The following is a 26,388-nucleotide window of genomic DNA, read 5'->3' as shown; positions in this document are numbered from 1 at the left end:
CGAAGTTAGTCCGAACTCAAGAGTAAATCTTAAGGTTTGTGCGACAGGGTGCTTGAACATTTCGTTGATAAGCGACGTTCCAGCCCAGCGCAAACTTTTTCAACCCTGTCTATACTGGAGAAATTCATGGCAGCATCAATGCGCGAAATGCTGGAAGCTGGTTGCCACTTTGGCCACCAAACACGCTTCTGGAACCCCAAAATGGCCCCTTATATCTATGGCCATCGCAACAAGATTCACATTATCAACCTGGAAAAAACTGTCGTGATGCTTGACGACGCGCTGAAGTTTGTCAAGCGCCTGTCTGCAAACCGCGGAAATATCCTGTTTGTTTGTACAAAGCGTCAAGCCAAGGAAATCATCGCCGAAGAAGCAGCACGCTGCGGCATGCCCTTTGTAGACCAACGCTGGTTGGGCGGCATGCTCACCAACTTCAAAACCGTGAAAACTTCAATCAAGCGCCTGAAGGACATGGAAGCCATTATCGCCGACGGCGGTACAGAGCGTATGTCCAAGAAAGAAGCCCTGATGTTTGCTCGCGAACTCGAAAAGTTGAACCAGTCCATTGGTGGCATCAAAGACATGCCAACCTTGCCTGATGCAATCTTCGTATGTGACGTGGGTTACCACAAGATTGCAATCACTGAAGCCGAGAAACTGGGCATCCCAGTGGTAGGTATCGTGGACACCAACCACTCACCCGCTGGTGTTAGCTACATCGTGCCAGGTAACGACGATTCTGCACGTGCGATTCGTTTGTATGCCCGTTCAGTGGCTGATGCTGTATTGGCTGGTCGTGACCAGGCTGTTAACGACGTAGTCGATGCCATCAAGAGCGGTGACGATTTCGTTGAAGTATCTGAAGAGGGCGTAGAAGGCTGATCAGGCTTTCTACTTCCAACGGGGCGACAAGTCGCCCCTTTTTTTTATGTCATTCAGAATTCGATAGTTAGGAGAAGATCAATGGCTGAAATTACAGCAGCAATGGTGAAAGTTCTGCGCGAAAAAACCGACGCGCCCATGATGGAATGCAAGAAAGCGTTGACCGAAGCCGCAGGCGATATGGACAAAGCTGAAGAACTCCTGCGCGTAAAGCTGGGTAGCAAGGCTGGGAAAGCCGCTGCACGCGTAACCGCAGAAGGTCTAGTCGGGATTTATATCAATGATTCCAATAAGCTGGGAACGATTGTTGAAGTAAACTGTGAAACAGACTTTGTTGCCAAGAACGATGACTTTTTGGCGTTCGTAGCCAACGTGGCCAAGCTGATTGCGGACAACAACCCCACTGATGTGGAAGCGTTGTCTGCCTTGCCTTTGGGCGAGGGCACAGTTGAATCAGTTCGCGCAGCCTTGATCGGCAAGATTGGTGAAAATATGTCTGTGCGTCGCTTCAAGCGCGTAGAAGCCAAGGGAAGCCTGAGCTCCTATATCCACGGCGGCCGCATCGGCGTTCTGGTGGATTACACAGGCTCAGACGACAATGTGGGTAAGGATGTGGCCTTGCACATTGCTGCAACCAAGCCAAAAGCCTTGCATGAAAGTGGCGTTCCCCAGGAAGACATCGACCGCGAGCGCTCAGTGGCCAAGGCCAAAGCGATTGAATCTGGCAAGCCTGCTGATATCGCTGAAAAAATGGTCGATGGTTCCATCAAGAAGTATCTGAAGGAAGTGGCGCTGTTGTCCCAGCCTTTCGTGAAGGATGACAAGTTGACTGTTGAAGCCATGCTGAAGTCCAAGAACAGCGAAGTGAACAGCTTCGACCTGTTCATCGTGGGTGAGGGTATTGAGAAGAAGGTTAACGACTTCGCTGCTGAAGTTGCTGCACAAGCTGCTGCCGCTGCCGCAGGCCGTTAATTTTTTAGTGCAGACAGGAGGGGTTTCTCTATCGGGGACACCCCTTTTTATTTGTGTGTCTACGAAGTTTCGGGCTTTACGTTATAGAATCCTGACAACGACCAACCTAGAGGCATGAATGGCAGCATACAAGCGCGTGTTACTTAAATTGTCGGGTGAAGCCCTGATGGGCGACGACTCCTACGGCATCAATCGCCAGACCATCGAACGGATGGTGGCAGAAGTTTCTGAAGTGTCAGCCTCCGGAGTCGAGCTGGCTGTTGTAATCGGTGGCGGAAACATTTTCCGTGGAATTGCCCCCGGGGCTGCTGGCATGGACCGGGCAACCGCGGACTACATGGGCATGATGGCCACCGTCATGAATGCGTTGGCTTTGCAGGATGCATTTCGGCGTGCCGGGGTTGAAGCCAGGGTGCAATCCGCATTGAATATCGAGCAGGTCGTGGAACCTTACATCCGCCCAAAGGCGATACGTTACCTTGAAGAAGGGAAAATCGTCATTTTTGCGGCTGGTACAGGCAACCCGTTTTTCACAACAGACACTGCCGCTGCGCTGCGTGGATCTGAAATTGGTGCTGAGGTTGTTCTGAAAGCCACCAAGGTGGATGGCATTTACACCGCAGATCCAAATAAAGACCCGACAGCAACGCGATACGAGACAATCTCGTTTAACGAAGCAATTTCCAAAAATCTCGAAGTGATGGACGCTACAGCGTTTGCGCTATGTCGTGACCAGAAACTTCCCATACGGGTGTTTTCCATCAATAAGCCAGGCGCTTTAAACCGCGCGGTAGCTGGTGAAAACGAGGGCACCTTGGTGCACATGTAATTAATCGTTCAATGCAGTGAGAATTCAACTATGAGCGTTGCAAACATTCGAAAAACAACCGAAGAAAAAATGGTGAAATCCATTGAGTCTTTGAAGACCGATTTGCAAAAGGTGCGCACAGGCCGTGCGCATACTGGCATTCTTGACCACGTGCAGGTGGATTACTATGGTTCCATGGTGCCCATTTCTCAGGTTGCTAACCTGAGTTTGGCCGATGCCCGAACCATTGTGGTTCAGCCATGGGAAAAGAATATGGCCAATGCTGTGGAAAAGGCAATTCGGGAATCTGATCTGGGCCTTAATCCTGCATCGATGGGCGAAACCATCCGTGTTCCCATGCCTGCGTTGACGGAAGAGCGTCGCCGTGAGTTGACCAAGTTCATCAAGGGTGAAGGTGAGCAAACCAAAGTTGCAATTCGCAACCTGCGCCGAGATGCCAATGAGGCATTCAAGCGCTTGGTCAATGACAAGGAGATCTCGGAAGATGATGACCGTCGTGCACAGGCCGAGATCCAGAAACTGACTGACAAGTTTGTTGCCGAAGTGGATCAGGTGCTTCAGGCCAAAGAAGCTGAAATCATGACGGTGTAAGCCAACTTAATGACAAATCACACCAGCTCAACTCTGGATGTTCCGCAAACATCCAGCATTCCAAAACACGTTGCAATTGTGATGGACGGCAATGGTCGTTGGGCGAAAACCCGCATGATGCCACGCGTAGCGGGGCACAAGCGTGGAGTGGACGCTGTAAGGCGCACCGTTCAGGCTTGCTGTGAGCTCGGTGTAGAACATTTGACCTTGTTTGCATTTTCCTCGGAAAACTGGCGCAGGCCAGCCGAGGAAGTGTCTCTTTTGATGAGACTTTTCATTCGGGTTTTAAGAATTGATGTTGAATCCATGCACAGGGAAAACATCAAGCTCCAAGTAATTGGCGACACCAGCATGTTCGAACCCGAATTGCGTGCGGCAATTGAATCCGCGCAGGATCTGACCAAGAACAACACTCGTTTGCATCTGAACATTGCTGCCAATTACGGGGGGCGATGGGACATTTTGCAGGCTACCCGAAAAATGATCAGCAGTAATCCGCATTTGGCTGCAAACCCGAATTTGATTACTGAGCAGGATTTGGCTCCTCATTTGTGTCTGCAAAATAGCCCTGAGCCGGACTTGTTCATTCGCACAGGGGGAGAGCAAAGGGTGTCAAATTTCTTGCTTTGGCAGATGGCGTACACCGAATTTTACTTTACAGAAAAATTTTGGCCCGATTTTGGCAAGCCCATGCTGCTCGAGGCCATTGATTCCTATAACAACAGAGAACGTCGCTTTGGTCGTACTTCGGAACAGATCCAACCCCCATTGGTTCAAGTTAGACAGTCTGCCCAGTGAATCGATTCTCAATCGAGACATAAATCATGCTTGGAACGCGCATCATCACGGCTGTGATACTGCTAATTGTCTTGCTTGCTGTTCTCACGGCAGGCGGATCCTTGGGCTGGAACATTTTTGTGTTGGTCTTCTTGGTCGGTGCTTTCTGGGAATGGGCAAAACTGGGCAGGCTGGGTGCAGTACAGTCGATCACTTTTGCAGCCTGTGGCGGGGCAGCCTGTGCTTCAATGGCTTGGCTGCTTGATCTCCAAGTGCACGCTTACCCTGTTTTGGCTTTGTCGTGTGTATTTTGGGTTGCCTTTGCACCGTGGTGTCTAAGAAAGGTTTCCTTGGGTGTTTTTTCGAAATCGCTGCCTTTTCTTGCGGTCGGGTTTGTGTTGATCTCGGCGGCAGGTCTGGCCTTGATTCTTGCTAAATCAAACGGCGTTGTCTTTTTACTAAGCACTGTTGCGATTTGCTTTGCTGCTGATATTTTTGCCTACGTTTTTGGTAAAACGCTTGGAAAACGCAAGCTGGCTCCTTCCATTTCACCTGGCAAAAGCTGGGAGGGAGCAATTGGAGGCGCTTTGAGTGTACTTGCACTCAGCTGGCTAGTTGTATTCATGGCCAACGATTTTCCCTTACTTCAGTCTTCTTGGCAGGTCGTGGCACTTGAGCGCTGGCACCCTGTGATCTTTTCGATTTGGCTTTTGATATTGAGTGCTTACAGCGTGGTAGGTGACCTGTTTGAGTCCATGTTGAAAAGGCACGCTGGTGTCAAAGACAGCAGCCAACTGTTGCCTGGGCATGGTGGCATTCTGGATAGAATTGACGCCCAATTGCCCGTGTTGCCTTTGGCCATGCTATTAGTGTCTGCTGTTGCAAGTTGAGCCAAAACATGAAACCGCAATCCTTGCTTGTATTGGGTGCAACCGGCACGATCGGTGTCAACACACTGGATGTTGTTGCCCGTCACCCTGGCCGGTTTTCGGTTTACGGTTTGGCTGCAGGTGCAAATATCGATTTGCTGTTCAAACAAGCTTGTGTTCACCAGCCTGCCATTGTGGTTATTTGCGACGCAACAGCTTTTCAGAAATGGCATGACAATGGCTACGATAATCGATTGTTCCAGGCACTTGGCTATCAACCCGAGGTTGTAGGTTCAGGAGAACTTGCACAACTGTGCGCGAGTCCCGAGGTGAACACGGTGGTGGCTGCCATCGTTGGCGCCGCTGGCTTGAAACCGACGCTGTCAGCCCTGAAGGCTGGTAAAAAAGTGTTGTTGGCCAATAAGGAGTCGCTTGTTTTGGCTGGGCAGTTCATGATCAACGCTTGCAAAGAATCAGGGGCTACAATCTTGCCTGTCGATTCGGAGCACAACGCGATTTATCAATGTTTGCCTCAAAACTTTGACGTTGCACGAGCAGACTCCTTTGGCATCGAACGACTTATTTTGACTGCGTCTGGTGGACCTTTCCGTAAGGCAAGTCTTCAAGATCTTCAAAAAGTAACACCAGCCCAGGCTGTGGCTCACCCTAATTGGGTTATGGGCCGGAAGATTTCTGTAGACAGTGCAACCATGGCCAACAAAGGTCTGGAGTTGATCGAAGCGCTGTGGATGTTTGGCCTGCCGGCAAACCAACTTTCGGTATTGATTCACCCGCAATCGATTGTCCATTCGCTCGTAGAGTACATGGACGGCAGTCTGCTGGCGCAACTTGGTTGCCCGGACATGCGCACGCCCATTGCCCATGTGCTGGGTTTGCCAGACCGGATCAGTTCCGGTTCTCCTCGGTTGAATCTAGCCCAATTGGCACATCTGGATTTTGAAGACCCTGATTTAAGCCGGTTTCCAATGTTGGGCCTGGCCTTCAAGGTACTGGAAAATCCTGACACCTTGGCGCCTGTATTCAATGCGGCCAATGAAGTCGCTGTAGACTTGTTTTTGCGTGAAAAAATTGCATTCATGGACATTGTTCGGATGACCGAAGCTTGTTTATCCAAATTTGCCGGGCGACCCATCTCGACTCTGGATGATGCCTTTGCCCTCGATTCTGAAGTTCGCTCGCACGCCTTTCAGTTGACTGAAAAGTTTTAATGTAGGTTGTAAATGCTCAATTCAATTGTTTCGTTTTTGGTCGCTTTGGGTATTCTGGTGTTTATCCACGAATACGGACACTATGCCGTGGCGCGTTTCTATGGCGTCAGGGTAATTCGTTTCTCTGTTGGCTTTGGGAAGCCAATTGTCCGTTGGGTGAACCAGAAAACCAAGGTGGAATGGACCATTTCCTGGATTCCATTGGGTGGCTACGTACGAATGCTGGACGAGCGTGACCCGGATAGCTTGAAGGGCCATGATATTGATTTGTCGGAATCATTCAATAGAAAACCTGTCGGGCAACGAATTGCAGTAGTACTCGCCGGGCCCTTGGCAAACCTGATTCTGGCAGCGCTGATCTATGGCTTTCTCGCCTACATGCAACCCCTCGGTCTCGCAACACGGGTAGCGCAACCCCCGCCCAACAGCCAGGCTGCCGCAATTGGTCTGCAAATGGGTGACACTGTCATTCGAGTGAACGGAGAAGACACCAAGAATTGGAGCGAAGTGTCGTGGGCTTTGGTCAAGGCCCGACTATTTCAGAATGATGTGTCCGTTCAGGTTAATCGTGACAATACCCTCGTTGATCTTGCACCGGTGTCAGGCGATCAGTTTGATGTGGAAATTGGCCCAAACCTGATTCGTGAGCTTGGATTTAATCCCGTTGAGAAAAGCGTACTGGTCCGCGCTGTTAATGAAGGCAGTCCTGCTGCCGTGGCTGGCTTTCAGTCGGGTGACATCCTGATTCGCGTGAATGACGTTCCTGTTGAAACGTCTGCTCAATTCACTGAACTGGTCAAGCGCTTTCCTGAACAACAAATTGCGATAGAAATTCTGAGAAATCAGGAACAATTGATGTTGTCTGCGGTGCCGCAGGCCTTTCGCGCCGAAAACGGTGAATCTGTCGGCCGTCTGGGTTTGTCAATTGGGGGTGAGTCATTCACCGTCAACCACCCGTTGACTGTCCTCGAGTCTTTCACGGAGGGTGTCGGTCGAATGGTTGAAGTCAGCGTATTTTCACTCGCCGCGTTGGGTAAGATGGTCACTGGCGATTTGTCCTGGAACCACTTGAGTGGCCCGGTGTCTATCGCCTCTGCTGCAGGTGAATCTTCGAGCTTGGGAATTCTGCCATTTTTCGGATTTCTAGCCATGGTTTCTGTTAGCCTAGGCATTTTGAATCTTTTGCCAATACCTCTCTTGGACGGTGGGCACTTGATGTATTATTTGGCCGAAATCGTCAGAGGCAAACCCGTGGACGAAATTTGGCAGATCAGAGGTCAAAAACTGGGAATTTTGCTCATTGGCGTATTGACCGGTGTTGCTTTTTTTAATGATATTCAAAGGCTGCTGTAGTTGGTGCCTTCATATATTGGTTCCAGCCAATCGTGGCTGGTAGGAACGATCTGAATGACAATAAGAAGTACTCTGTTTCCCGCGAGATTGGTATACCCAGTCGTGGCAGTCTGCGCATTGTCCGTGAGCGTGGTCCATGCCCAAGCCAACCAGTTTGTGGTAAAGGACATCGAGGTTGAAGGTCTACGCCGGACAGAAGCAGGAACTGTGTTCAGTTACCTGCCAATTCGTGTTGGTGACACTTTCACGGATGAGAAGGCACTTCAGGCTATTCGGTCCCTGTTTGCCACTGGTTTTTTTGAAGATGTCAAAATTTCAGCCAAAGGCGATGTTTTGGTGGTCACCGTTGTTGAACGACCAGCCATCGCCTCCGTGGAAATTAACGGTACTAAAGAATTTGACAAAGACACCTTGAAAGAAGCACTGAAAGGCGTGGGTATCGGTGAATCACTGATATTCGACCGCTCCTTGCTGGACAAGGCAGAGCAGGAATTGAAGCGCCAGTACCTGTCCCGTAGCAAATACGGTGCGCAGGTTCAAACACGTGTTGATCAACTGGCTCGCAACCGCGTAGGCATCACATTCAATGTGGATGAAGGTGAATCGGCTTCAATCAAACAGTTGAAAATCATCGGAAGCAAAGAGTTTACCGAGAAGCAACTGCTTGAAGAATTTGAGTTGAGTACCGGTGGCTTGATGTCTTGGTATAGCAAAAACGATCAATATTCCCGCCAAAAGCTAAGTGGTGACGTTGAAAAGCTGCGCTCGTTTTACCTGAATCGTGGTTATGCAGATTTTAGTATTGAAAATACACAGGTTCAGATTGCGCCGAACAAGCAGGATATTTTCATCACCATCACCATCAAAGAAGGTCAGAAATTTACCTTTGGTGATGTGGAGCTAAGTGGCCAGCTACTTGGACGTGACGCAGAGCTTCGTGGCTTGATGCAGGCTAAAAAGGGTGAAACCTTCAATGGTGAAGCGTTGACGGACACCACCAAGTCCATTCAGGACCGTTTGGGTAACTACGGCTATGCTTTTGCCAATGCAAACGTCATTCCAGAGCTGGATCGTGAGAAACGGGTGGTGAATATCAACATCGCCGTTGACCCGGGCAAGCGTGTTTATGTTCGCCGTATGAATGTGGGTGGCAACACTCGCACCAAGGACGAGGTGGTTCGTCGCGAATTCCGCCAGTTTGAATCTTCTTGGTACGATTCTCGCAAGATTCAGTTGTCCAAAGAACGAGTGGACCGTCTTGGTTATTTCTCGAATGTCGACATTGAAACTCAACCTGTCCCCGGTACGTCTGATCAAATTGACGTGAACATGCAGGTCGAGGAAAAGCCAACAGGCAACTTGTTGCTGGGTGCTGGTATATCCAGTACTGACAGCCTGGTTCTGTCCGCTGCAATTCAGCAGCAAAACCTGTTTGGTACGGGTAAAACAGTTGGCCTTGAGCTCAATACCAGCAAGGTCAATCGAACCATTTCGTTTTCCCAGACAGATCCTTACTTCACAATTGACGGCGTATCCCGCAGCTTTGAAGTGTATAACCGTCGGACTGACCCTAGTTCACTGAATCTCGGCGACTACATCATTGAAACCACGGGCGCCGGCATGCGCTTTGGATATCCTATCAGCGAATTCGAGCGCATTTCATTTGGTGCGGGCTATGAAGGTACCGATCTGGAAGTCGGGCAGTTTAGTCCCGCACGATTCCAACGTTATGTGAATGATTTCGGGAACTCCAGTTATGCCGTGCTTTTGAATGCGGGCTATTCATATGACTCCCGTGATTCAGCAATTGCCCCAACCCGGGGCCGCGTTACTCGCCTGACAGCCGAGTATGCAACGCCGTTGGGCGATCAGGAATTCATTCGAACCACCTACCAGGAACAGTTTTACTTCCCGATTGGCAAGCTTTACACACTTGCTTTGAACGGTGAAGTGACCGGTGGCTTCGGGCTGGGCAATTCACCCTACCCAATCTTCCGCAATGTGTACGCGGGAGGTATTGGCACGGTGAGGGGCTATCGCGCGTCAACACTTGGTGATCGTGATGCGGACAACGTACCTATTGGTGGTTCAAAGCGCTTGATCGGCAATGCGGAATTCTTCTTCCCAATTCCCGGCATGACGAAAGATCGTACGTTCAGGGCATTCACATTCCTTGACGCGGGCAATGTGTTCCAGAGCAACGAAAAAATCAGTTTTGGTGATTTGCGGTATTCAACTGGTGTAGGTATTTCCTGGTTGTCGCCAGTGGGGCCATTGAAGTTCAGTTTGGGCATACCACTGAATAGTGAGTCTCAGGATGAAACGCAACGTGTTCAGTTCACGATTGGCACCGGTTTCTAAAAATCAAGTATCAATTCAAAGTGGAGAAATGTTTTGAATAGTGTGAAAAAATTGTTGGTTGGTGGGGCATTGTCCTTGGCCATTATTCTTCCAACCATGGCGCAGGCACAGGCTGCCACAAAAATCGGGTTTGTGAACACTGAGCGGATCCTGCGTGATTCCAAGTTTGCTGTCGAGTCGCAGAAGAAGCTGGAACGCGACTTCGCCAAGCGTCAGAAAGAACTGGAAGATCTGGCCAGCAAGGTCAAGGCTGAAGCCACCAAGCTGGACAAGGATGCAATCACATTGCCAGAAGCTGAAAAAGTTCGCCGTCAACGCGACTTGGCTGAAACTGATCGAGATTTCCAGCGCAAGCGCCGCGAGTTCGAAGAGGACTTGGCTCAACGCAAAAACCAGGTTGTGGGTGAGTTGGTTGAGCGTGCGAATCGCGTGATTCGTCAAATCGCCGAGAAGGAAAACTATGACATCATTTTCCAGGAAGCGGTTTACGCCAACAAGCGCATTGACATCACTGACCAAGTGCTTGGCAGCTTGGACAACGCCAAATAAAGCGCATCAATGAATTTCGTTGAAACGAAGCTTGGCGACCTTGTCGCCACATTTGGTGGCCGTCTTGCTTCGTTTTCCGGCGATAACTCGGCGTCTTCCGATGTTTTGCTGTCCGGAATCCAATCTCTGGAGAAAGCAGGGCAGAATAATCTCGGCTTTCTGGCCAACCCCAAGTTTCGCGATCAATTGCTCACATCATCGGCGGGCGTAGTGCTGGTTCGCGAATCTCAATTCATTGAGCTTCAACAATATCTGAAGGCCAATCGAGCTGACGCGGGCCGTCTGCTGGCCTGGCTGGTCAGCGACCCTTATCTGTATTACGCAAAAATTCAGCAATGGTGGGTATCCCGCAGTGAATTCAAGCCAGAGCCCGGGGTGCATCCCAGCGCTGTGGTTGACCCCACAGCCGATGTGGCACCAACAGCCAGCATCGCAGCCAACTGTGTGATTGGCGCCCATGCCAAAGTAGGAGAGGGCAGCCGGATTGAAGCAGGGGTGGTGCTGGGCAATCATGTCGAAATCGGCGCCTTCAGTCGAATTTATCCCAATGTCACCGTGTACGACGAAAGTCTCATCGGCGACCATTGCATCATTCATTCAGGCGTTGTCATTGGTGCAGACGGCTTTGGTTTTGCCAATGAAAAAGGGGCATGGGTCAAGATTCCGCAAGTGGGCCAGGTGATTATCGGTGATCAGGTTGAAATCGGTGCCAATACCACCATTGATCGTGGAGCGCTGGATGACACACTGATTGGTTTCGGCGTGAAACTGGATAATCAGATCCAGATCGCTCACAATGTCACCGTGGGCGACCATTCTGCCATGGCCGGTTGTGTGGGTGTGGCCGGCAGCACAAGCATTGGCGCGCGTTGTACCGTGGGAGGGGCGGCCATGATTTTCGGTCACTTGAATATTGCCGATGGTACCCATGTATCGGGTGCCTCGGTGGTCATGAGCAGTATCAAGGAACCTGGTGCCTACACGGGTATATTCCCCTTGCAGCAGCACAAGGACTGGGAGAAGACCGCAGTGACGCTCAAACAACTGGTCAAACTTCGCACTGAACTACGCGAATTGAAAAAACAACAATCCTAAATTTAGAACAAGTGTGAACTCAGAAGCTATGAATACTCCAGTTATGGACATCAAAGGCATTTTGGAAAATCTGCCGCATCGTTACCCCTTCGTGCTCGTGGACCGCGTACTGGAACTCGAACCCAATGTGCGGATTCTGGCCCAGAAAAACGTGAGCTACAACGAACCTTATTTTCCTGGGCATTTTCCCGTGCACCCAGTCATGCCTGGTGTGCTGATCATGGAAGCGCTGGCACAAGCAGCCGGTTTGCTGTCATTCAAATCCATGGAAGCTGCGCCTGACAAGAATCTGGTGTACTACTTCGTGGGCATCGACAACTGCCGCTTCAAGAAGCCTGTAGTGCCTGGTGATGTTTTGATGTTGGACGTTCGGGTTCAGCGAGTGTCTCGCGGCATCTGGAAGTACGAAGCGAAGGCGCTGGTGGATGGCAATGTGGTTGCGCTTGCTGATTTGATGTGCACGGCCCGCGAAGTGTAAGGATCCTTTCCAATGCCCATACATGCTTCTGCAATTGTAGATCCCAAAGCTGAACTGGACAGCACGGTTGAAGTTGGACCGTTCTCCGTGATTGGTCCCAATGTCAAAATTGGTGCTCGCACCAAGGTAGGGCCGCACATGATCATCAGCGGCCACACCACGATTGGTGAAGACAATGTTTTTCATGGTTCTGCCACAATCGGTGGCGATCCTCAGGACAAGAAGTACAAAGGCGAGCCGACCGAACTCATTATCGGCGACCGCAATACAGTGCGCGAATACTGCACCTTCAACACGGGCACTGTGCAGGATGGCGGAAAGACCACCATGGCCAATGACAACTGGATCATGGCCTATGTACATATTGCGCACGACTGCCACATTGGCAGCAACACCATCATTGCCAACAGTGTTCAACTGGCTGGACATGTGATTATCGGTGACTGGGTCATTCTGGGCGGCATGAGCGGTGTTCACCAGTTCATACGCGTGGGTGACCACGCCATGACTGCGTTTCAAACCAAACTGACACAGGATGTGCCACCTTTTGTCATGGCAGCTGGATACCCGGCTGTGCCTGCGGGCATCAATTCCGAAGGCTTGAAGCGTCGCGGTTTCTCACCCGATGCCATATTGAACATCAAGCGTGCCTACAAGGCGATTTATCGCCAGGGTTTGAGCATTGCAGATGCCAAGGAAGCCATTGATGCACTGGCTGTGGCCGCCCCCGAAGATGCAAAGCCCCACCTTGCTCACATGAAGGTGTTCCTCGACCAGGCCACACGCGGAATTGTGCGCTAATTCATGTTCGCTAATTCATGTTTGGTTCATTGACCCCTTATCCTGCAGACCCCGCGGACTTGGCCATTGTTGTGGGTGAAGCCTCGGGCGACTGGATAGGAGCGCTTGCAATTGAACAACTGATCAAGACGCAGCCGCTACAGAACCCGCTGCGCCTGGAAGGCATTGCGGGTGCCAAGTTGCGAGAACTGGGTGTAAAGGCCTTGCACCAGTCGGAAGAGCTGTCGGTGCGGGGATATGTGGAAGTGCTTCGCCACCTGCCGCGTTTGCTGAACATGCGCAAAAGCCTGATTCAACACTGGTCCACCGTTAGCCGCCCCAAGGTGTTCGTCGGGGTGGACGCACCCGATTTCAATTTGAATCTGGAATTGGCCCTTCGCGAAAGTGGCGTACCTACAATTCAGGTGGTGTGCCCCTCAATCTGGGCATGGCGCATGGAACGCATTCACAAGATCAAGGCAGCCTGCAGCCATGTTTTGTGCATTTTCCCGTTTGAGCCTGAAATTCTCGCCAAAGAGGGCATACCTGCGACCTACATTGGCCACCCAATGGCTGCGCTTGTACCCAATGAGATTGATCCTGCTTCTTATCGAAACAAGCTTGGTTTGCAGATGGATGGTCAGCTTCTGGCGGTGCTGCCCGGCAGCCGTGGGGCTGAGGTCAAATACATTGGCCCGGCTTTTGTGCAGGCTGCAATGGCATTGGTGGAAAAAAAGCCGAATTTGCGCTTTGTGACACCCATGCCGCCTGGCAGTACTTTGCTGAATCAGTTCAAGGCGATGATTCCGCCGCAATTGCTGGATCGATGGACCCTGGTTGAAGGCCATTCACATGAATGCATGGCCGCTGCAGATGCAGTGATGTTGGCCAGCGGCACCGCCACGCTGGAGGCGATGATGTATCGCAAACCCATGGTAATTGCGTACAAAATGCCGTGGCTGAGTTATCAAATGATGAAAGGCAAGGGTTACATGCCCTTTGTGGGCCTGCCAAATATTTTGTTGAATGAATTTGCGGTGCCCGAATTGCTTCAGGACGACGCCACCCCTGAAGCACTGGCCGAAAAAGTACTTTTTCAGTTGGACAACGATGCCAACCGCAACCGTTTGGAAAGGCTGTTTGCCGAGCAGCACCAACGCCTGCTTCAACCTTCAGGTGACATAGCATGCCGGGTGATACAACAGGTGATGCATGGCTGAGCGGCCCAAAAGGGCAAGCTCTCCTCAACGTGTCAAAGTAACCAGACCCCTCCAGGAGTGGCACGAGATTCAAGCCTATGCATCAGAGAATGGTCTGCATGTGATTGGAGTGGATGAAGCGGGTCGCGGCCCGCTGTGTGGCCCTGTTGTGGCAGGTGCAGCTTTGCTGGCCACGCCCAACCCGATTGAAGGTTTGGCGTGTTCCAAAACATTGAGTGCAACGCGGCGTGAAGCATTGGCAATGCTGATCCACGAAAAAGCCCACGCCAGTGCGGTTTCGCAGGCCACAGTGGAAGAAATTGACCAGCTCAATATTTTGCAGGCCAGCTTGCTGGCCATGTGGCGTGCAGTGGATATCGTTGTTCAGCTGGCTGGCTTGACGCCAGAACAATGCCTGATTGCAGTGGACGGCAACAAGCTGCCAAAATGGCCATACAAGGCCATTGCCGTGGTGAAGGGCGACACCAAAATTCCAGCCATCTCTGCTGGGTCAATTCTGGCCAAAGTGGCGCGTGATGAATGGTGCAAAGCCCATGCGGTGCAATACCCACTTTACGAACTCAATGTTCACATGGGATATCCCACGCCGCGCCACATGGCCTTGTTGCGGGAACATGGCGCAACCCCTGTGCACCGAAAGTCTTTCCGCCCTGTGCGTGAGGCGCTTGAACGGGCGCAGCAACAACTGTCGTTTTAAACAAAGAATCCATGAGCTACGAACGCAATTTCACCTTGATCGAATCAGCACAGAATGAGCGGCTAAAAAATGCAATCCGCTTGCTGGCTTCCAACAATGCTCTGCGTCAAAGTGGTCTGGCTGCGGCTGAAGGTTTGCACTTGGCTGAAAGCTTGCTGCATTTACCGGGGGTGAACATTGAATCCGTCTGGATTCCGCAAAGCCTTCTGAACAAACCCGAGTGGCTCACACTTTCTGCATTGAGTGACGTGCTGGAGAATGGACTGGTGCGTTGCTTTGTACTCAGCGATGCCTTGTTTTCAAAGCTCAGCAAATTGAAAACGCCCACGGGTCCGATGATTTTCTTCGAACCAGAGAATGCAAGCACAGGCATTGATTTGAGCAAAGACATCGCCCTGCTGGACGGTATTCAAGACCCGGGCAATGTGGGTACCTTGTTGCGCAACTGTGCTGCGGCTGGTGTGCAGCAAGTGGCCTTGAGCGACCACAGCGCCTGGGTTTGGTCAGACAAGGTGCTGCGTGCCGGCATGGGCGCCCAATTCAGCCTGCACCTGTTTTCTGAAAGCGATTTGTTGAAAGCCCTTGGCGCGTCAGCAGGCAAGGTGACCGTGCGTGCCACAAGCCTGCACCCAAAAAGTGTCGATCTTTTTGACGCCGACTTGAAGCCTGCTGGTATTTGGGTTTTTGGAAGTGAAGGGCAGGGAGTCAGCCCTGCATGGCTAGACCGCGCCAGCCACTACATCCGCATTCCACAAAGCCATCACATTGAAAGCCTGAATGTGGGCAGCAGCAGCGCGGTGTGTTTGTTTGAACAATTCAGGCAACGGCGTTAAACTCAAATACACTGTACAATTAAACAGTGGTATTTGAATTGTGAACGCATGCACCTGCACCTTGTTTGGCTGAAAAAAGACCTGCGCTTAAGCGACCATGCACCTTTGCACTTGGCTGCAGAGGCTGCGCGCAGCACGGGCGGCGCTTTGGTGTTGCTGTACTGCCTTGAACCCAGACTGATCAAGCAGCCTGACAGTGCGCCCCAGCACTTTGAGTTCACACGGGAATGCCTGCAGGAGTTGGCCACTGCTTTGCCCGACTATGTGCCCCTCTTTCTGGCCAAAGCAAATATGCCGGTGGCACTTCAAACCCTCTTGATGTCAGGTGTCGAGCAACTCTCGGTTTACAGCCACGAGGAAACTGGAAATTGGGCCAGTTTCGAGCGCGACAAAGAGGTAATGCGCTGGTGCAAGGCCAGGGGTGTGGATTGGCAGGAATTCCCCAGCAATGCCGTGGTACGCGGTCTGAAAAATCGCGATGAATGGGGTAAGCTGTGGCTGGAAACCATGCGCAAACCGGTGTTGCCTGTTCCTGATTTCACGCAGTTGCCGCAGGCGCTGCAATTTGATTTTCCAGATTCCTTGCATGCCAACTTGCAAGACAACGGCTTGCCCTGTGAAATTCTCAACACCACGCCGTGGCCCACGTGGGCAAAATTCGAGCATTTCTACAGCCGGCACCAAGTCGACAAGCCGCAGCGCCAGCGCGGTGGGCGGCTTCACGCGCAAGCTTGCCTTGCCGAGTTCCTCAGTGAACGCGGCATGAACTACCGCTTTGAAATGTCCAGCCCCTTGAGCGCTGAATCCGCATGCTCGCGTATTTCACCGTACCTGGCGTTTGGGGTGATTTCCATTCGTGAAATTCTGGACATGTTAAGCCGGGCCCGCGAGCAAATTGCGCAAAGCGAACTTGCACCCAAAGCCCAGTCTCAGTGGAAGCAATCATTCAAGTCGTTTGAAAGCCGTTTGCACTGGCATTGCCATTTCATTCAGAAACTGGAAAGCGAGCCCGAGCTGGAGTTTCGGTCTGCCCACCGCGGCTTGAATGGCATGCGCAATGCTGCAGAACTAAGCACAGAGGAAAAACACAGGCTGGCCACCTGGATTGAAGGTCGCACAGGCTACCCCATGGTAGACGCCTGCATGCGCATGCTGAAAGCTACAGGCTGGGTCAACTTCCGCATGCGCGCCATGCTGGTGGCATTTGCTTCGTACCAGCTGTGGCTCGACTGGCGGCACACTGCGCCCCTGTTGGCACAGGAGTTTCTGGATTACGAGCCCGGCATTCACTACCCGCAGTTTCAAATGCAATCAGGGGTAACTGGCATCAACACCCTGCGAATTTACAACCCCGTGAAGCAAGCCAAAGACCATGATCCGCAAGGCGTGTTTATTCGCCGCTGGGTGCCTGAATTGACAAATATTCCAGACGAATGGATTGGCGAGCCCTGGAATACACCCTTGTTGATTCAGCATGAATGCGGCTGCCTGATTGGCACGCATTACCCCTGGCCTGTTGTGAACCCCGACACAGCCATTTCACAAGCCCGTGCCAACATCACCGAGTTTCGTCAAAGCAAGGGCTTTGTGGAAGAATCCAGGCGGGTGTATCAGAAGCATGGTTCGAGAAACCCGAACCGAAATGGCACCGTGAAAACCAGATCGGTCAAAACAGGTCAAGGTAAGCTGAAGGAAAATGCGGATCAGCCTGTGGTAGTGGACGACCCGCAACAAAGCCTGTTTTAGCGCGCTCAATGGTTTCAGTAAATGGCATCAATAAAAGGCGCAAACAAACAGCTTCAATAAATCGGTGAACCCAGGTTCAGCTGTTGCAGAATGGTTGTCGATATTTCTTCAATCGATTTGCTGGTAGAACTTAACCAGCTAATGCCCTCGCGACGCATCATGAATTCCGCAGCCTTGATTTCCTGCCTGCAGTTTTCAAGCGAAGCATATTTGCTGCCTGGTCTGCGTTCGTTGCGAATTTCACTCAAACGCTCGGGTGAAATCGACAAGCCGAAAATTTTGTCCTTGAACGGGGGCAGGGCAGTTGGCAGTTCACCTCGCTCAAAGTCCTCCGGGATCAAAGGGTAGTTGGCTGCCTTGATCCCATATTGCATGGCCAGATAAAGGCTGGTCGGTGTTTTTCCTGATCGGGAAACTCCCACCAGAATCACATCGGCTGCCTGCAAGTCCTTGTGGGTTTGTCCATCATCATGGGCCAGGGTGTAATTGATGGCCTCAATTCGGTTCTTGTATTGCTCATTGTCTGCAATCGTATGTGAGCGGCCAATTCGGTGCGTACTCTTGATGTTCAGCTCTTTTTCCATTGGTTCAACGAAGGTCAGGAACAGGTCCATGAACACGCCGTCGGCCTGTTTCACCACGTTGTTGATGACCGAATTCACCAAGGTACTGAACACGATGGGTTTTTGACCGTCATATTTGGCAATGTCGTTGATTTTCTGGCGGGCCGAAATAGCCTTCACTTCTGAGTCAATAAACGGGATTCGAATCTGCTTGAAACGGATGCCCTCAAATTGGGAAAGCACTGAGTGGCCGAGGGTTTCAGCAGTAATGCCGGTACCATCGGAGACAAAAACCACTGTGCGTTCCTGGCTTGCGTTTTCTGACATGAATCAATCCTGTGTGTATCGCTGGCAAAAGGTCGGGTAACAGTTACAATCATAAAAAGAAATCAGGGGAAATAGTCGATGCGCGTGCACCCAAATCGCCGCATTCACTATTTCTTTTGAACTACAAGGTGAATCAATGTCAACAAATCATGGAGTTAGCCCAACCGCTCTCGTTGCGCCATTCGAGAAGCTTCGAATGGAAGATGTGGAAACAGTGGGCGGCAAAAACTCGTCACTGGGCGAAATGATCTCTCAGCTTGCAGAAACCGGTGTGCGTGTACCTGGTGGTTTTGCTACCACAGCTTACGCTTTCCGCGAGTTTTTGAAAGCCAACAACCTGGTTGAACGAATCAACTCCAAGCTGGATGCCCTGAATGTGGACGATGTTCGTGCACTGACCCAGGCTGGCGCTGAAATTCGCCAATGGGTGGTTGACGCCCCACTGCCTGCTGATCTTGAACAGGAAATTCGCACCTTTTATGCCGACATGATGGCGCAAAGTGGCGGTGACATTTCTGTGGCTGTGCGTTCTTCCGCAACGGCAGAAGACTTGCCGGATGCGTCGTTTGCTGGCCAGCAAGAGTCTTTCCTGAACGTGACCGGCATTGACGACGTGCTGGAAAAAATCAAGGAAGTGTTTGCCTCGCTGTACAACGACCGCGCCATTTCATATCGGGTGCACAAGGGTTTTGCCCACGCCGAAGTGGCGTTGAGCGCTGGCGTGCAGCGCATGGTGCGTTCCGACAAGGGTTCGTCTGGCGTCATGTTCACACTCGACACCGAAAGCGGATTTGACCAGGTTGTGTTCATCACCTCCAGCTATGGCTTGGGTGAAACCGTGGTGCAGGGTGCCGTGAACCCTGACGAATTCTACGTATTCAAGCCAACCCTTGCAGACGGCAAGTACCCCATTATTCGCCGCCAGATCGGATCGAAACTGATCAAGATGGAGTTCGATCTTCAAAAGGAAACTGGCAAAAGCGTTCGCACCGTGGACGTACCCGCTGAGCTGCGCAACCGCTATTCCTTGAATGACGATGATGTGATTGAGCTGGCCAAGTACGCCATGATCATCGAGAAGCATTACGGCCGCCCCATGGACATTGAATGGGGCAAAGACGGGATTGATGGCAAGTTGTACATCTTGCAGGCTCGCCCAGAAACCGTGAATTCCCAAAAGGGCAATGATGTTCAACTGCGCTACAAGCTGAAAGGCAATTCAGCCATTCTCAGTTCAGGCCGTGCGATTGGACAAAAAATCGGTTCCGGTTCCGTGCGGGTGATCAACGATTCGTCCGAGATGGACCGCGTGCAGGCTGGCGACATTCTGGTGACCGACATGACCGACCCCAACTGGGAACCGGTCATGAAGCGTGCCGCTGCCATTGTCACCAACCGTGGCGGGCGCACATGCCACGCGGCCATTATTGCCCGTGAACTGGGTATTCCTGCTGTGGTGGGTTGTGGCGATGCGACAGACAAACTGACAGAAGGCATGCTGGTCACGGTCAGCTGTTCGGAAGGTGACACCGGCTACATTTACGAAGGTCTGCTGGAAACTGAAATCAGCGAAGTGCAACGTGGTGAATTGCCTGAGATTCCGGTCAAGATCATGATGAACGTGGGCAACCCCCAACTGGCCTTTGAATTTTGCCAACTGCCCAACAAGGGCGTGGGTTTGGCTCGCCTGGAATTCATTATCAACAACGCCATCGGCATTCACCCCAAGGCGATTCTTGACTATCCCAATGTCGACCCTGACCTGAAAAAAGCGGTTGAAAGTGTGGCCCGTGGCCACGCAAGCCCGGTAGCGTTTTTCGTGGACAAGTTGGCCGAGGGTGTTGCCACCATTGCAGCGGCTTTTTATCCCAAGCCCGTTATTGTGCGCATGTCCGATTTCAAATCCAACGAATACCGCAAGCTGATCGGTGGCAGCCGCTATGAACCAGAAGAAGAAAACCCGATGCTGGGCTTCCGTGGTGCCGCACGTTACATTTCAGAAGAATTTGCAGAATGCTTTGAAATGGAATGCCTGGCTTTGAAACGTGTACGTGAACAAATGGGTCTTGACAACGTACAGATCATGATCCCGTTCGTTCGTACCCTGAATCAGGCCGCCAAAGTGGTGGACCTGTTGGCACGCAATGGTTTGAAGCGTGGCGAGAAAGGGCTGAAGCTGATTATGATGTGTGAAGTGCCGTCCAACGCGGTATTGGCCGATCAGTTTCTGGAGTATTTCGACGGGTTTTCAATCGGCTCCAACGACCTGACCCAGCTTACCCTGGGTCTGGACCGTGATTCAGGCCTTGAAATTCTGGCGGCTGACTTTGATGAACGTGACCCAGCTGTGCGTGCCCTGTTGAGCAAAGCCATTGAGGCTTGCAAATCCAAAGGCAAGTACGTGGGTATTTGCGGGCAGGGGCCTTCTGATCACCCGGACTTTGCCTTGTGGCTGGCCGGAGAGGGCATTGAATCCATTTCGTTGAACCCTGACACGGTCATCGATACCTGGCAAAAACTGGCTGACCGGTTCAAGAAAAGCTGATCAGCCGATACGGAGCAACACCATTGAGCAATTTTTCACTGTGGCTGGTTTTGGCGGGCATTTTATTAATTGCTGAAATCACGACTGGCACTTTTTATTTGCTCATGGTGTCGCTAGGGGCGGCTGTCGGTGCGCTGATGGCCTACCTGGGGTACGGACTTGAAATTCAAATTGCTGCCGCGGCCGTACTGGCCGTGGCAGGCAGCCTTCTGCTACGCAATCGGTCCATCAATCGAAGCAAAACAGACAAACAACATGATGTACTCGACATTGGCAACAAGCTTCAAGTGACAAGCTGGGATGCCAATGGCCGAGCCAGTGTTCAATATCGCGGCGCAACGTGGGCGGCTGAAAGCATTGACAATACGCCCGTCACAGGCCTTCATCAAATTGTTGATGTTCAGGGCAATATTCTGAAAGTCAAAAGCGTGTCTACCCACGCATAAAAACGGTTATGCCTTGTCCCAAGGCATGCTGATCAAAGGAGAGTTTCCATGGAAGTTTCAATTGTCATATTGGTTCTGGCAATCGTATTTGTCAGCCAAGCCTTGCGGATTGTGCCGCAGCAAAGTGCCTGGGTTGTTGAACGGCTGGGCAAGTACGACCGCACCCTGCAGGCCGGCCTGAACTTCCTGGTGCCCTTTATTGAACGGGTGTCCTACAAACATTCATTGAAAGAAATTCCGCTGGATGTGCCCAGCCAGGTGTGTATCACCAAGGACAACACCCAGCTTCAAGTGGACGGCATTTTGTACTTTCAGGTGACAGACGCCATGCGGGCCAGCTATGGCTCCAGCGACTACATCAGCGCCATCACCCAGTTGGCCCAAACCACACTGCGTTCAATCATTGGCCGCATGGAACTGGACAAGACCTTTGAAGAACGCGATTTAATCAACGCGGCCATTGTGAATGCTTTGGATGAAGCAGCCATGAACTGGGGCGTAAAAGTATTACGTTATGAAATCAAAGACTTGACGCCACCTCGTGAGATTTTACTTTCAATGCAGGCGCAAATTACGGCTGAACGTGAAAAGCGAGCCTTGATTGCCGCTTCAGAAGGTCGCAAACAGGAACAGATCAACATTGCCAACGGCGAGCGCGAATCTGCCATTGCCCGTTCTGAGGGTGACCGAATTGCAGCGATTAACCGCGCGCAAGGTGAGGCAGGTGCCATCAAGGAAATTGCGGATGCCACTGCGGAAGCTTTGCGCAAAGTGGCCTCGGCCGTGGCTGAGCCAGGTGGCATGGAAGCCGTGAACCTGCGGGTTGCAGAGCAATATGTAGATGCGTTTTCCGGTGTGGCCAAGGCAGGTACTACCCTGATTTTACCGGGTGACCTTAGCAACATGGGTTCCATGGTGGCGGCAGCCATGCAAGTGGTGAAACAAGGCAAATAGGGCCCTGCGCGGGGTGGTGCTTTAAAAGGAACCATTGCTTCTGTCGAGACACAGAGACATGTAAAAGTCCACTTTATAAGCCTGCCTGCGCCATGAAAGAAACTGTCAACTTCAGCGCTTCAATCGACAAAACGTTGTTGAAGCGCACCAAAATTGCTGCCGCCAAGCTCGGGGTGCCCATCAATGTCCTGATCAGTCAGCAATTGGCGTATTTCATTGAAAAACATGAAAACGCCGAGGCGCAGGGTAATGAGAATTTCCAGATACTCGCTGAATTCTCGCTTGGTCTGCGGTCTGCAACTTCCACGATGACATCACTTTCGATTGCTTCTCATGCAGAGCTAAACAGCTTGCTGAAAGCAGCCAAACTGCCCAAACCTACACTGCCCGAGCCCATTGTTGATCAAATGGTGGACGACCTTCGTGCGCTTGCGCTGGATTAAGCGGAAGGAGACGCAAATTGGAAAAGAAGCCTGAACACATTATTTTGATCCCTGACAGCGGCCCCTTGCTGGAACTGCTGCGCAGCAACAGCCTGGACGAGCTTTTTGTGCCCTTCGCATCACTGGCTGTGCCCGATGCAGTGCTTCACGAATTGTTGAGAAGCGCGAAAGACGAGGGCCATGCCATCGCGGTGTGGGTGAAAGACAACAACATTCCTATTTTTGATACCCGAACTTTCGCTCATGGGCAATGCAAGGAATTAAAAGAATCAAATCTTCCACAAGGTGCAGTGGTGGACCTTTGCTTGCAGGAAATCATGAATGAAATCAACCTGTCGGCTGGTAAGACCGCCGGAATCTTCTTGCTGGAAGAGCACAAGTGCATCGGCAAGCACACATTTTTCTCGGGCAGGAACTGCAAGAACGTGACCCTGAAAGCATTCCGGAAGTTTCTTGCTGGTATGACAGTGGCAGAACCACAGGCAGCCCACGACAACCCATCCAAGGTCGAACCGGACGCGGTTATGTCTCTGAAAGAAAAGCGCTCATCGAAAACGAAAAGACCTTCAAAATCCGTGCCGCTCGAAGAGGCTGCGCAGAAGACTCAGGATTTCACTCAAAACGCCACACAGGATTCCACCCCAGACGTTGATAACGGGCCAAGCAAGGTTGTCGTCCCGGAGTCGCCCAGGCTGGGGGGCGGTTTCCTGACTGCCATGGAGGCGGCAAACCCGAAGTTGATTGAAAAGCGACTTCGTGAACTGGCTGGCCAAACCACCAGCGTAAGTCGAAAAACAATTGAAGCATTCAAGGCCCGGGCAACCAGCAAATCGCCCGCAAACCTGAAAACGATGCCCGACTCCCAGGCTGTGGAGCAATTCCGTAAAAGCCTGATGTGATATCAAGCTGGTACGGCAGGTGTATGGGATCAGGTCCGGTGCACTTTCATCAGCCGTTCCTGTTCACGTTTCCAGTCTTTGTCTTTCAACGTGTCGCGTTTGTCATGCTGTTTTTTGCCTTTCGCCAAGGCCATGTCCACCTTGATTCGACCATTCTTGTAATGCAGGTTCAGGGGCACAAGCGAATAGCCCTTCTGTTCCACCTTACCAATAAGTCGGTTAATTTCCTTCTTGTGCATCAACAGCTTGCGCGTGCGCGTGTTCACTGGGCGCACATGTGTAGACGCACTGTTCAAAGGCGAGATGTGGGCGTTAAGCAGCCACAGTTCGCCATTGCGAACCACGATGTGGCTTTCCTTGATTTGAGCGCGGCCATCCCGTATTGCTTTGACCTCCCAGCCCTCCAGCACGATACCTGCTTCGTACTTCTCTTCGATGAAGTAATCAAAACCCGCTTTTTTGTTGTCAATAATGCTCATGAATTCTGTGAATACGTCCCTTGGATGCGGCGCTGCGTGAAAAACGCTAAAATAGAGAGTTTAATCCTTTCTCCCCGCGGGAAACAAACCCAGCAGCGTTCATGGCCATTGTAGAAAAGTCAGTCCTTGTTCATTTTTCAGTGCAACAGATGTTCGATCTGGTGCGGACTGTCGGTGACTATCCCCAGTTTTTGCCGTGGTGTGGTGCCGGGCATGTGGAGCAAGTCGATGAAAATCTCGAGCGTGCCTCGGTTGAAATTGCGTTCAAGGGTGTGAAGCAAAGCTTTTGCACAATGAACAGACTTCGCCCCCATGAAGAAATACACATGAGCCTGGTTGAAGGGCCTTTTGCGCACCTGGAGGGCACCTGGAGTTTTCTGGAGCTCACAGCCGACGCATGCAAGGTCAACTTTCGCCTCGAATATGAATTTTCAAGCAAAGTGCTCGAACAATTGGTCGGCCCTGTGTTCAGCAGTGTGGCCAACAGCTTCGTGGATAGTTTCATCAAGCGTGCCGAAGCCTTACACAGCACCGGGGCAGGGAAGTGATCCACATTCAATGGCTGGAGCTCAAGCCGCGGGATGCTGGTGCGCTGACCGCACTTCCCGAAGTTCTGCAATTGCCTACTCACAGCTCGGTTGGGCAGGCACTACTCGCCATTGGTCTGGATCCCGTTCGAATTCAAAACCTTCTGGAGCAGCGTGCGGTGGCGGTTTTTGGTCTTTACGCAACTGAAAACACGGTATTGCACGACGGTGATCGACTGGAAATTCTCGATGGGCTGAAATTTGACCCGATGGACAGTCGCCGCAGGCGCGCGCAGCACAAAGTGCTGACCAAACGCCAGAAAGAACTGGCCCGCTACGAGCGCCGCAGCCGCAAGCAGGGCAAAACACCGCTTTAAACCCAAATTCCATGGTTTTTCTGTTTGTCAGGCAAATCAGGTATGCCGTGGATCCTTTATAATTCGCTTTTGCGCAAGGAGAAATTGCATGCGTGTCACGCAAAAAGCGTTAACGTTTGATGATGTATTGCTGGTTCCTGCGTTCTCAGACGTTCTTCCAAAAGACACATCCCTGTCGACCCAACTGACCCGAAACATCAGTTTGAATATTCCACTGGTGTCAGCCGCCATGGACACGGTGACCGAAGCCAGACTGGCGATTGCCATGGCCCAGGAAGGTGGTATTGGTATTGTTCACAAGAACCTGACTGCAACGCAGCAAGCGGCCGAAGTGGCCAAGGTAAAACGACATGAATCCGGGGTCCTTCGCGATCCGATCACCATCGAACCTGAACTGACGGTTCGTCAGGTCATTGCTTTAACTCAGTTACACAATTTTTCCGGCCTTCCTGTTGTCAAAAATGGCAAGGTTGTGGGCATTGTGACCAACCGCGATTTGCGCTTCGAAACCAAGCTGGACCAGCCTGTTTCCAACGTGATGACACCACGGGAACGCCTGGTTACAGTCACGGAAGACTCCAGCCTTGAACAGGCCAAAACCCTGATGCACAAGCACCGCCTGGAGCGTGTGCTGGTCATGGGTGCGGACAATACCCTAAAAGGCTTGATCACAGTCAAAGACATTCAAAAAGCGACAGAACACCCCTTTGCCAGTAAAGACGTACATGGCAAATTGCGCGTTGGCGCGGCTGTGGGCGTGGGCGAAGGCACTGAAGACCGTGTTGAGAAACTGGTTGCAGCAGGTGTGGACGTGATTGTTGTGGATACCGCCCACGGCCACAGCAAGGGCGTGCTTGAACGCGTTCGCTGGGTAAAACAGAACTATCCGCAAATTGATGTCATTGGCGGCAACATTGCAACCGCCAGCGCAGCCTTGGCCCTGATGGAACATGGTGCAGACGGCGTGAAAGTGGGCATTGGTCCCGGTTCAATTTGTACCACGCGTATTGTGGCGGGTGTGGGTGTTCCCCAGATCAGCGCCATTGCCAACGTGGCCAAGGCCTTGCAAGGCACTGGCGTACCTGTGATTGCAGACGGTGGCATTCGTTATTCAGGCGATATTTCCAAGGCACTGGCAGCGGGCGCAAGCAGCGTCATGATGGGCGGCATGTTTGCGGGCACCGAAGAAGCGCCAGGTGAAGTGGTGTTATTCCAGGGCCGCAGCTACAAGGCTTATCGTGGCATGGGTTCTTTGGGTGCAATGACCCAAGGTTCAGCTGACCGCTATTTCCAGGATCCTGCCAACAACGCTGACAAACTTGTTCCAGAAGGCATCGAAGGCCGCGTGCCCTACAAAGGCTCAGTTCTGGCCATTATTTTCCAGTTGGTGGGTGGTGTACGCTCATCCATGGGTTATGTCGGTTGCAAGTCGATCGCTGAAATGCACGAGAAGTCCGAGTTCGTGGAAATTTCATCGGCGGGAATTCGCGAGTCACATGTCCATGATGTACAAATCACCAAAGAAGCACCCAACTATCACGTGGATTAAGTCCTTCTGAAAGCCGGT

At 51.7% G+C, this 26,388-nt stretch carries 27 protein-coding genes; 25 read left to right on the top strand and 2 right to left on the bottom strand.

What is annotated here, in order from left to right; translation table 11 throughout:
* Positions 1 to 126: 126 nt before the first annotated feature.
* The 17 genes from rpsB to RGQ30_RS08060 all read left to right on the top strand — a co-directional run bounded on the left by rpsB (position 127) and on the right by RGQ30_RS08060 (position 17,261).
* Positions 127 to 882, top strand: coding sequence for a 30S ribosomal protein S2 (gene rpsB / locus RGQ30_RS08140; protein WP_130556392.1), 756 nt, complete (start codon positions 127 to 129; stop codon positions 880 to 882).
* An 81-nt stretch (positions 883 to 963) separates the two neighbouring features.
* Positions 964 to 1,854, top strand: coding sequence for a translation elongation factor Ts (gene tsf / locus RGQ30_RS08135; protein WP_130556393.1), 891 nt, complete (start codon positions 964 to 966; stop codon positions 1,852 to 1,854).
* A gap of 118 nt (positions 1,855 to 1,972) precedes the next feature.
* Complete coding sequence (gene pyrH, locus RGQ30_RS08130) at positions 1,973 to 2,683, top strand: UMP kinase (protein WP_130556394.1); 711 nt, start codon at positions 1,973 to 1,975, stop codon at positions 2,681 to 2,683.
* Positions 2,684 to 2,713: 30 nt separating this feature from the next.
* Positions 2,714 to 3,274 (top strand): ribosome recycling factor, encoded by a 561-nt coding sequence (gene frr, locus RGQ30_RS08125; protein ID WP_130556395.1) that lies wholly within the window; start codon positions 2,714 to 2,716, stop codon positions 3,272 to 3,274.
* 9 nt (positions 3,275 to 3,283) lie between these two features.
* A complete protein-coding gene (locus RGQ30_RS08120; RefSeq protein WP_130556396.1) occupies positions 3,284 to 4,072 on the top strand; it encodes an isoprenyl transferase in 789 nt (262 codons plus the stop codon).
* Between the two features lie 26 nt (positions 4,073 to 4,098).
* Positions 4,099 to 4,941: a phosphatidate cytidylyltransferase gene (locus RGQ30_RS08115; RefSeq protein ID WP_130556397.1), complete on the top strand. Its 843-nt coding sequence runs from the start codon at positions 4,099 to 4,101 to the stop codon at positions 4,939 to 4,941.
* Positions 4,942 to 4,949: 8 nt separating this feature from the next.
* Positions 4,950 to 6,149 (top strand): 1-deoxy-D-xylulose-5-phosphate reductoisomerase, encoded by a 1,200-nt coding sequence (gene dxr / locus RGQ30_RS08110; protein ID WP_130556398.1) that lies wholly within the window; start codon positions 4,950 to 4,952, stop codon positions 6,147 to 6,149.
* 12 nt (positions 6,150 to 6,161) lie between these two features.
* Positions 6,162 to 7,502: an RIP metalloprotease RseP gene (rseP, locus tag RGQ30_RS08105; RefSeq protein WP_130556399.1), complete on the top strand. Its 1,341-nt coding sequence runs from the start codon at positions 6,162 to 6,164 to the stop codon at positions 7,500 to 7,502.
* A gap of 54 nt (positions 7,503 to 7,556) precedes the next feature.
* Entirely contained in the window at positions 7,557 to 9,863 is a 2,307-nt protein-coding gene (gene bamA, locus RGQ30_RS08100) for an outer membrane protein assembly factor BamA (protein WP_130556400.1), read from the top strand.
* A gap of 96 nt (positions 9,864 to 9,959) precedes the next feature.
* Positions 9,960 to 10,412 carry an OmpH/Skp family outer membrane protein gene (locus RGQ30_RS08095; RefSeq protein ID WP_420915174.1) on the top strand — a complete coding sequence of 151 codons (453 nt, stop codon included), beginning with the start codon at positions 9,960 to 9,962 and terminating at the stop codon, positions 10,410 to 10,412.
* A 9-nt stretch (positions 10,413 to 10,421) separates the two neighbouring features.
* Entirely contained in the window at positions 10,422 to 11,507 is a 1,086-nt protein-coding gene (gene lpxD, locus RGQ30_RS08090; protein ID WP_130556402.1) for a UDP-3-O-(3-hydroxymyristoyl)glucosamine N-acyltransferase, read from the top strand.
* Between the two features lie 28 nt (positions 11,508 to 11,535).
* Positions 11,536 to 11,985, top strand: a complete 450-nt coding sequence (gene fabZ, locus RGQ30_RS08085) for a 3-hydroxyacyl-ACP dehydratase FabZ (RefSeq protein WP_298217221.1) — start codon at positions 11,536 to 11,538, stop codon at positions 11,983 to 11,985.
* Between the two features lie 12 nt (positions 11,986 to 11,997).
* Positions 11,998 to 12,786, top strand: coding sequence for an acyl-ACP--UDP-N-acetylglucosamine O-acyltransferase (gene lpxA / locus RGQ30_RS08080; protein WP_130556404.1), 789 nt, complete (start codon positions 11,998 to 12,000; stop codon positions 12,784 to 12,786).
* 17 nt (positions 12,787 to 12,803) lie between these two features.
* Entirely contained in the window at positions 12,804 to 13,985 is a 1,182-nt protein-coding gene (lpxB, locus tag RGQ30_RS08075) for a lipid-A-disaccharide synthase (protein ID WP_130556405.1), read from the top strand.
* Entirely contained in the window at positions 13,978 to 14,682 is a 705-nt protein-coding gene (locus RGQ30_RS08070; protein WP_130556406.1) for a ribonuclease HII, read from the top strand. The genes lpxB and RGQ30_RS08070 overlap by 8 nt, the downstream gene beginning before the upstream one ends.
* Before the next feature lie 11 nt (positions 14,683 to 14,693).
* Positions 14,694 to 15,515 carry a TrmH family RNA methyltransferase gene (locus tag RGQ30_RS08065; protein WP_130556407.1) on the top strand — a complete coding sequence of 274 codons (822 nt, stop codon included), beginning with the start codon at positions 14,694 to 14,696 and terminating at the stop codon, positions 15,513 to 15,515.
* Positions 15,516 to 15,563: 48 nt separating this feature from the next.
* Positions 15,564 to 17,261 carry a cryptochrome/deoxyribodipyrimidine photo-lyase family protein gene (locus RGQ30_RS08060; protein ID WP_338284873.1) on the top strand — a complete coding sequence of 566 codons (1,698 nt, stop codon included), beginning with the start codon at positions 15,564 to 15,566 and terminating at the stop codon, positions 17,259 to 17,261.
* Between the two features lie 53 nt (positions 17,262 to 17,314).
* On the opposite strand, the gene ppsR is transcribed toward RGQ30_RS08060, so the two are convergent.
* Positions 17,315 to 18,151, bottom strand: a complete 837-nt coding sequence (ppsR, locus tag RGQ30_RS08055) for a posphoenolpyruvate synthetase regulatory kinase/phosphorylase PpsR (protein WP_298217223.1) — start codon at positions 18,149 to 18,151, stop codon at positions 17,315 to 17,317.
* 136 nt (positions 18,152 to 18,287) lie between these two features.
* Here ppsR and ppsA point away from each other — a divergent pair, with 136 nt between their 5' ends.
* From ppsA to RGQ30_RS08030, 5 genes are all read left to right on the top strand, one after another.
* Positions 18,288 to 20,696, top strand: a complete 2,409-nt coding sequence (ppsA, locus tag RGQ30_RS08050) for a phosphoenolpyruvate synthase (RefSeq protein ID WP_130556408.1) — start codon at positions 18,288 to 18,290, stop codon at positions 20,694 to 20,696.
* A 23-nt stretch (positions 20,697 to 20,719) separates the two neighbouring features.
* A complete protein-coding gene (locus tag RGQ30_RS08045; RefSeq protein WP_338284872.1) occupies positions 20,720 to 21,142 on the top strand; it encodes an NfeD family protein in 423 nt (140 codons plus the stop codon).
* A 48-nt stretch (positions 21,143 to 21,190) separates the two neighbouring features.
* Positions 21,191 to 22,096, top strand: a complete 906-nt coding sequence (locus RGQ30_RS08040) for an SPFH domain-containing protein (protein WP_130556410.1) — start codon at positions 21,191 to 21,193, stop codon at positions 22,094 to 22,096.
* A gap of 92 nt (positions 22,097 to 22,188) precedes the next feature.
* Positions 22,189 to 22,539, top strand: a complete 351-nt coding sequence (locus RGQ30_RS08035) for a hypothetical protein (protein WP_130556411.1) — start codon at positions 22,189 to 22,191, stop codon at positions 22,537 to 22,539.
* Between the two features lie 17 nt (positions 22,540 to 22,556).
* Positions 22,557 to 23,438 (top strand): hypothetical protein, encoded by an 882-nt coding sequence (locus tag RGQ30_RS08030; RefSeq protein ID WP_130556412.1) that lies wholly within the window; start codon positions 22,557 to 22,559, stop codon positions 23,436 to 23,438.
* Positions 23,439 to 23,467: 29 nt separating this feature from the next.
* On the opposite strand, the gene smpB is transcribed toward RGQ30_RS08030, so the two are convergent.
* The gene (gene smpB, locus RGQ30_RS08025) at positions 23,468 to 23,917 is read right to left on the bottom strand and encodes an SsrA-binding protein SmpB (protein WP_130556413.1); all 450 of its coding nucleotides are present in this window, start codon (positions 23,915 to 23,917) and stop codon (positions 23,468 to 23,470) included.
* Positions 23,918 to 24,018: 101 nt separating this feature from the next.
* Here smpB and RGQ30_RS08020 point away from each other — a divergent pair, with 101 nt between their 5' ends.
* From RGQ30_RS08020 to guaB, 3 genes are all read left to right on the top strand, one after another.
* Positions 24,019 to 24,465: a type II toxin-antitoxin system RatA family toxin gene (locus RGQ30_RS08020; protein WP_130556414.1), complete on the top strand. Its 447-nt coding sequence runs from the start codon at positions 24,019 to 24,021 to the stop codon at positions 24,463 to 24,465.
* Positions 24,462 to 24,821: an RnfH family protein gene (locus tag RGQ30_RS08015; RefSeq protein ID WP_130556415.1), complete on the top strand. Its 360-nt coding sequence runs from the start codon at positions 24,462 to 24,464 to the stop codon at positions 24,819 to 24,821. The genes RGQ30_RS08020 and RGQ30_RS08015 overlap by 4 nt, the downstream gene beginning before the upstream one ends.
* Positions 24,822 to 24,909: 88 nt before the next feature.
* Complete coding sequence (guaB, locus tag RGQ30_RS08010; RefSeq protein WP_130556416.1) at positions 24,910 to 26,370, top strand: IMP dehydrogenase; 1,461 nt, start codon at positions 24,910 to 24,912, stop codon at positions 26,368 to 26,370.
* The last annotated feature ends 18 nt before the right edge of the window (positions 26,371 to 26,388 follow it).

The sequence above is a fragment of the Limnobacter thiooxidans genome, from assembly GCF_036323495.1.
GTDB lineage: Bacteria > Pseudomonadota > Gammaproteobacteria > Burkholderiales > Burkholderiaceae_B > Limnobacter > Limnobacter thiooxidans.
The sequence above is the reverse complement of the archived record's forward strand: the minus strand, read 5'-3'. Positions and strand labels throughout refer to the sequence as shown.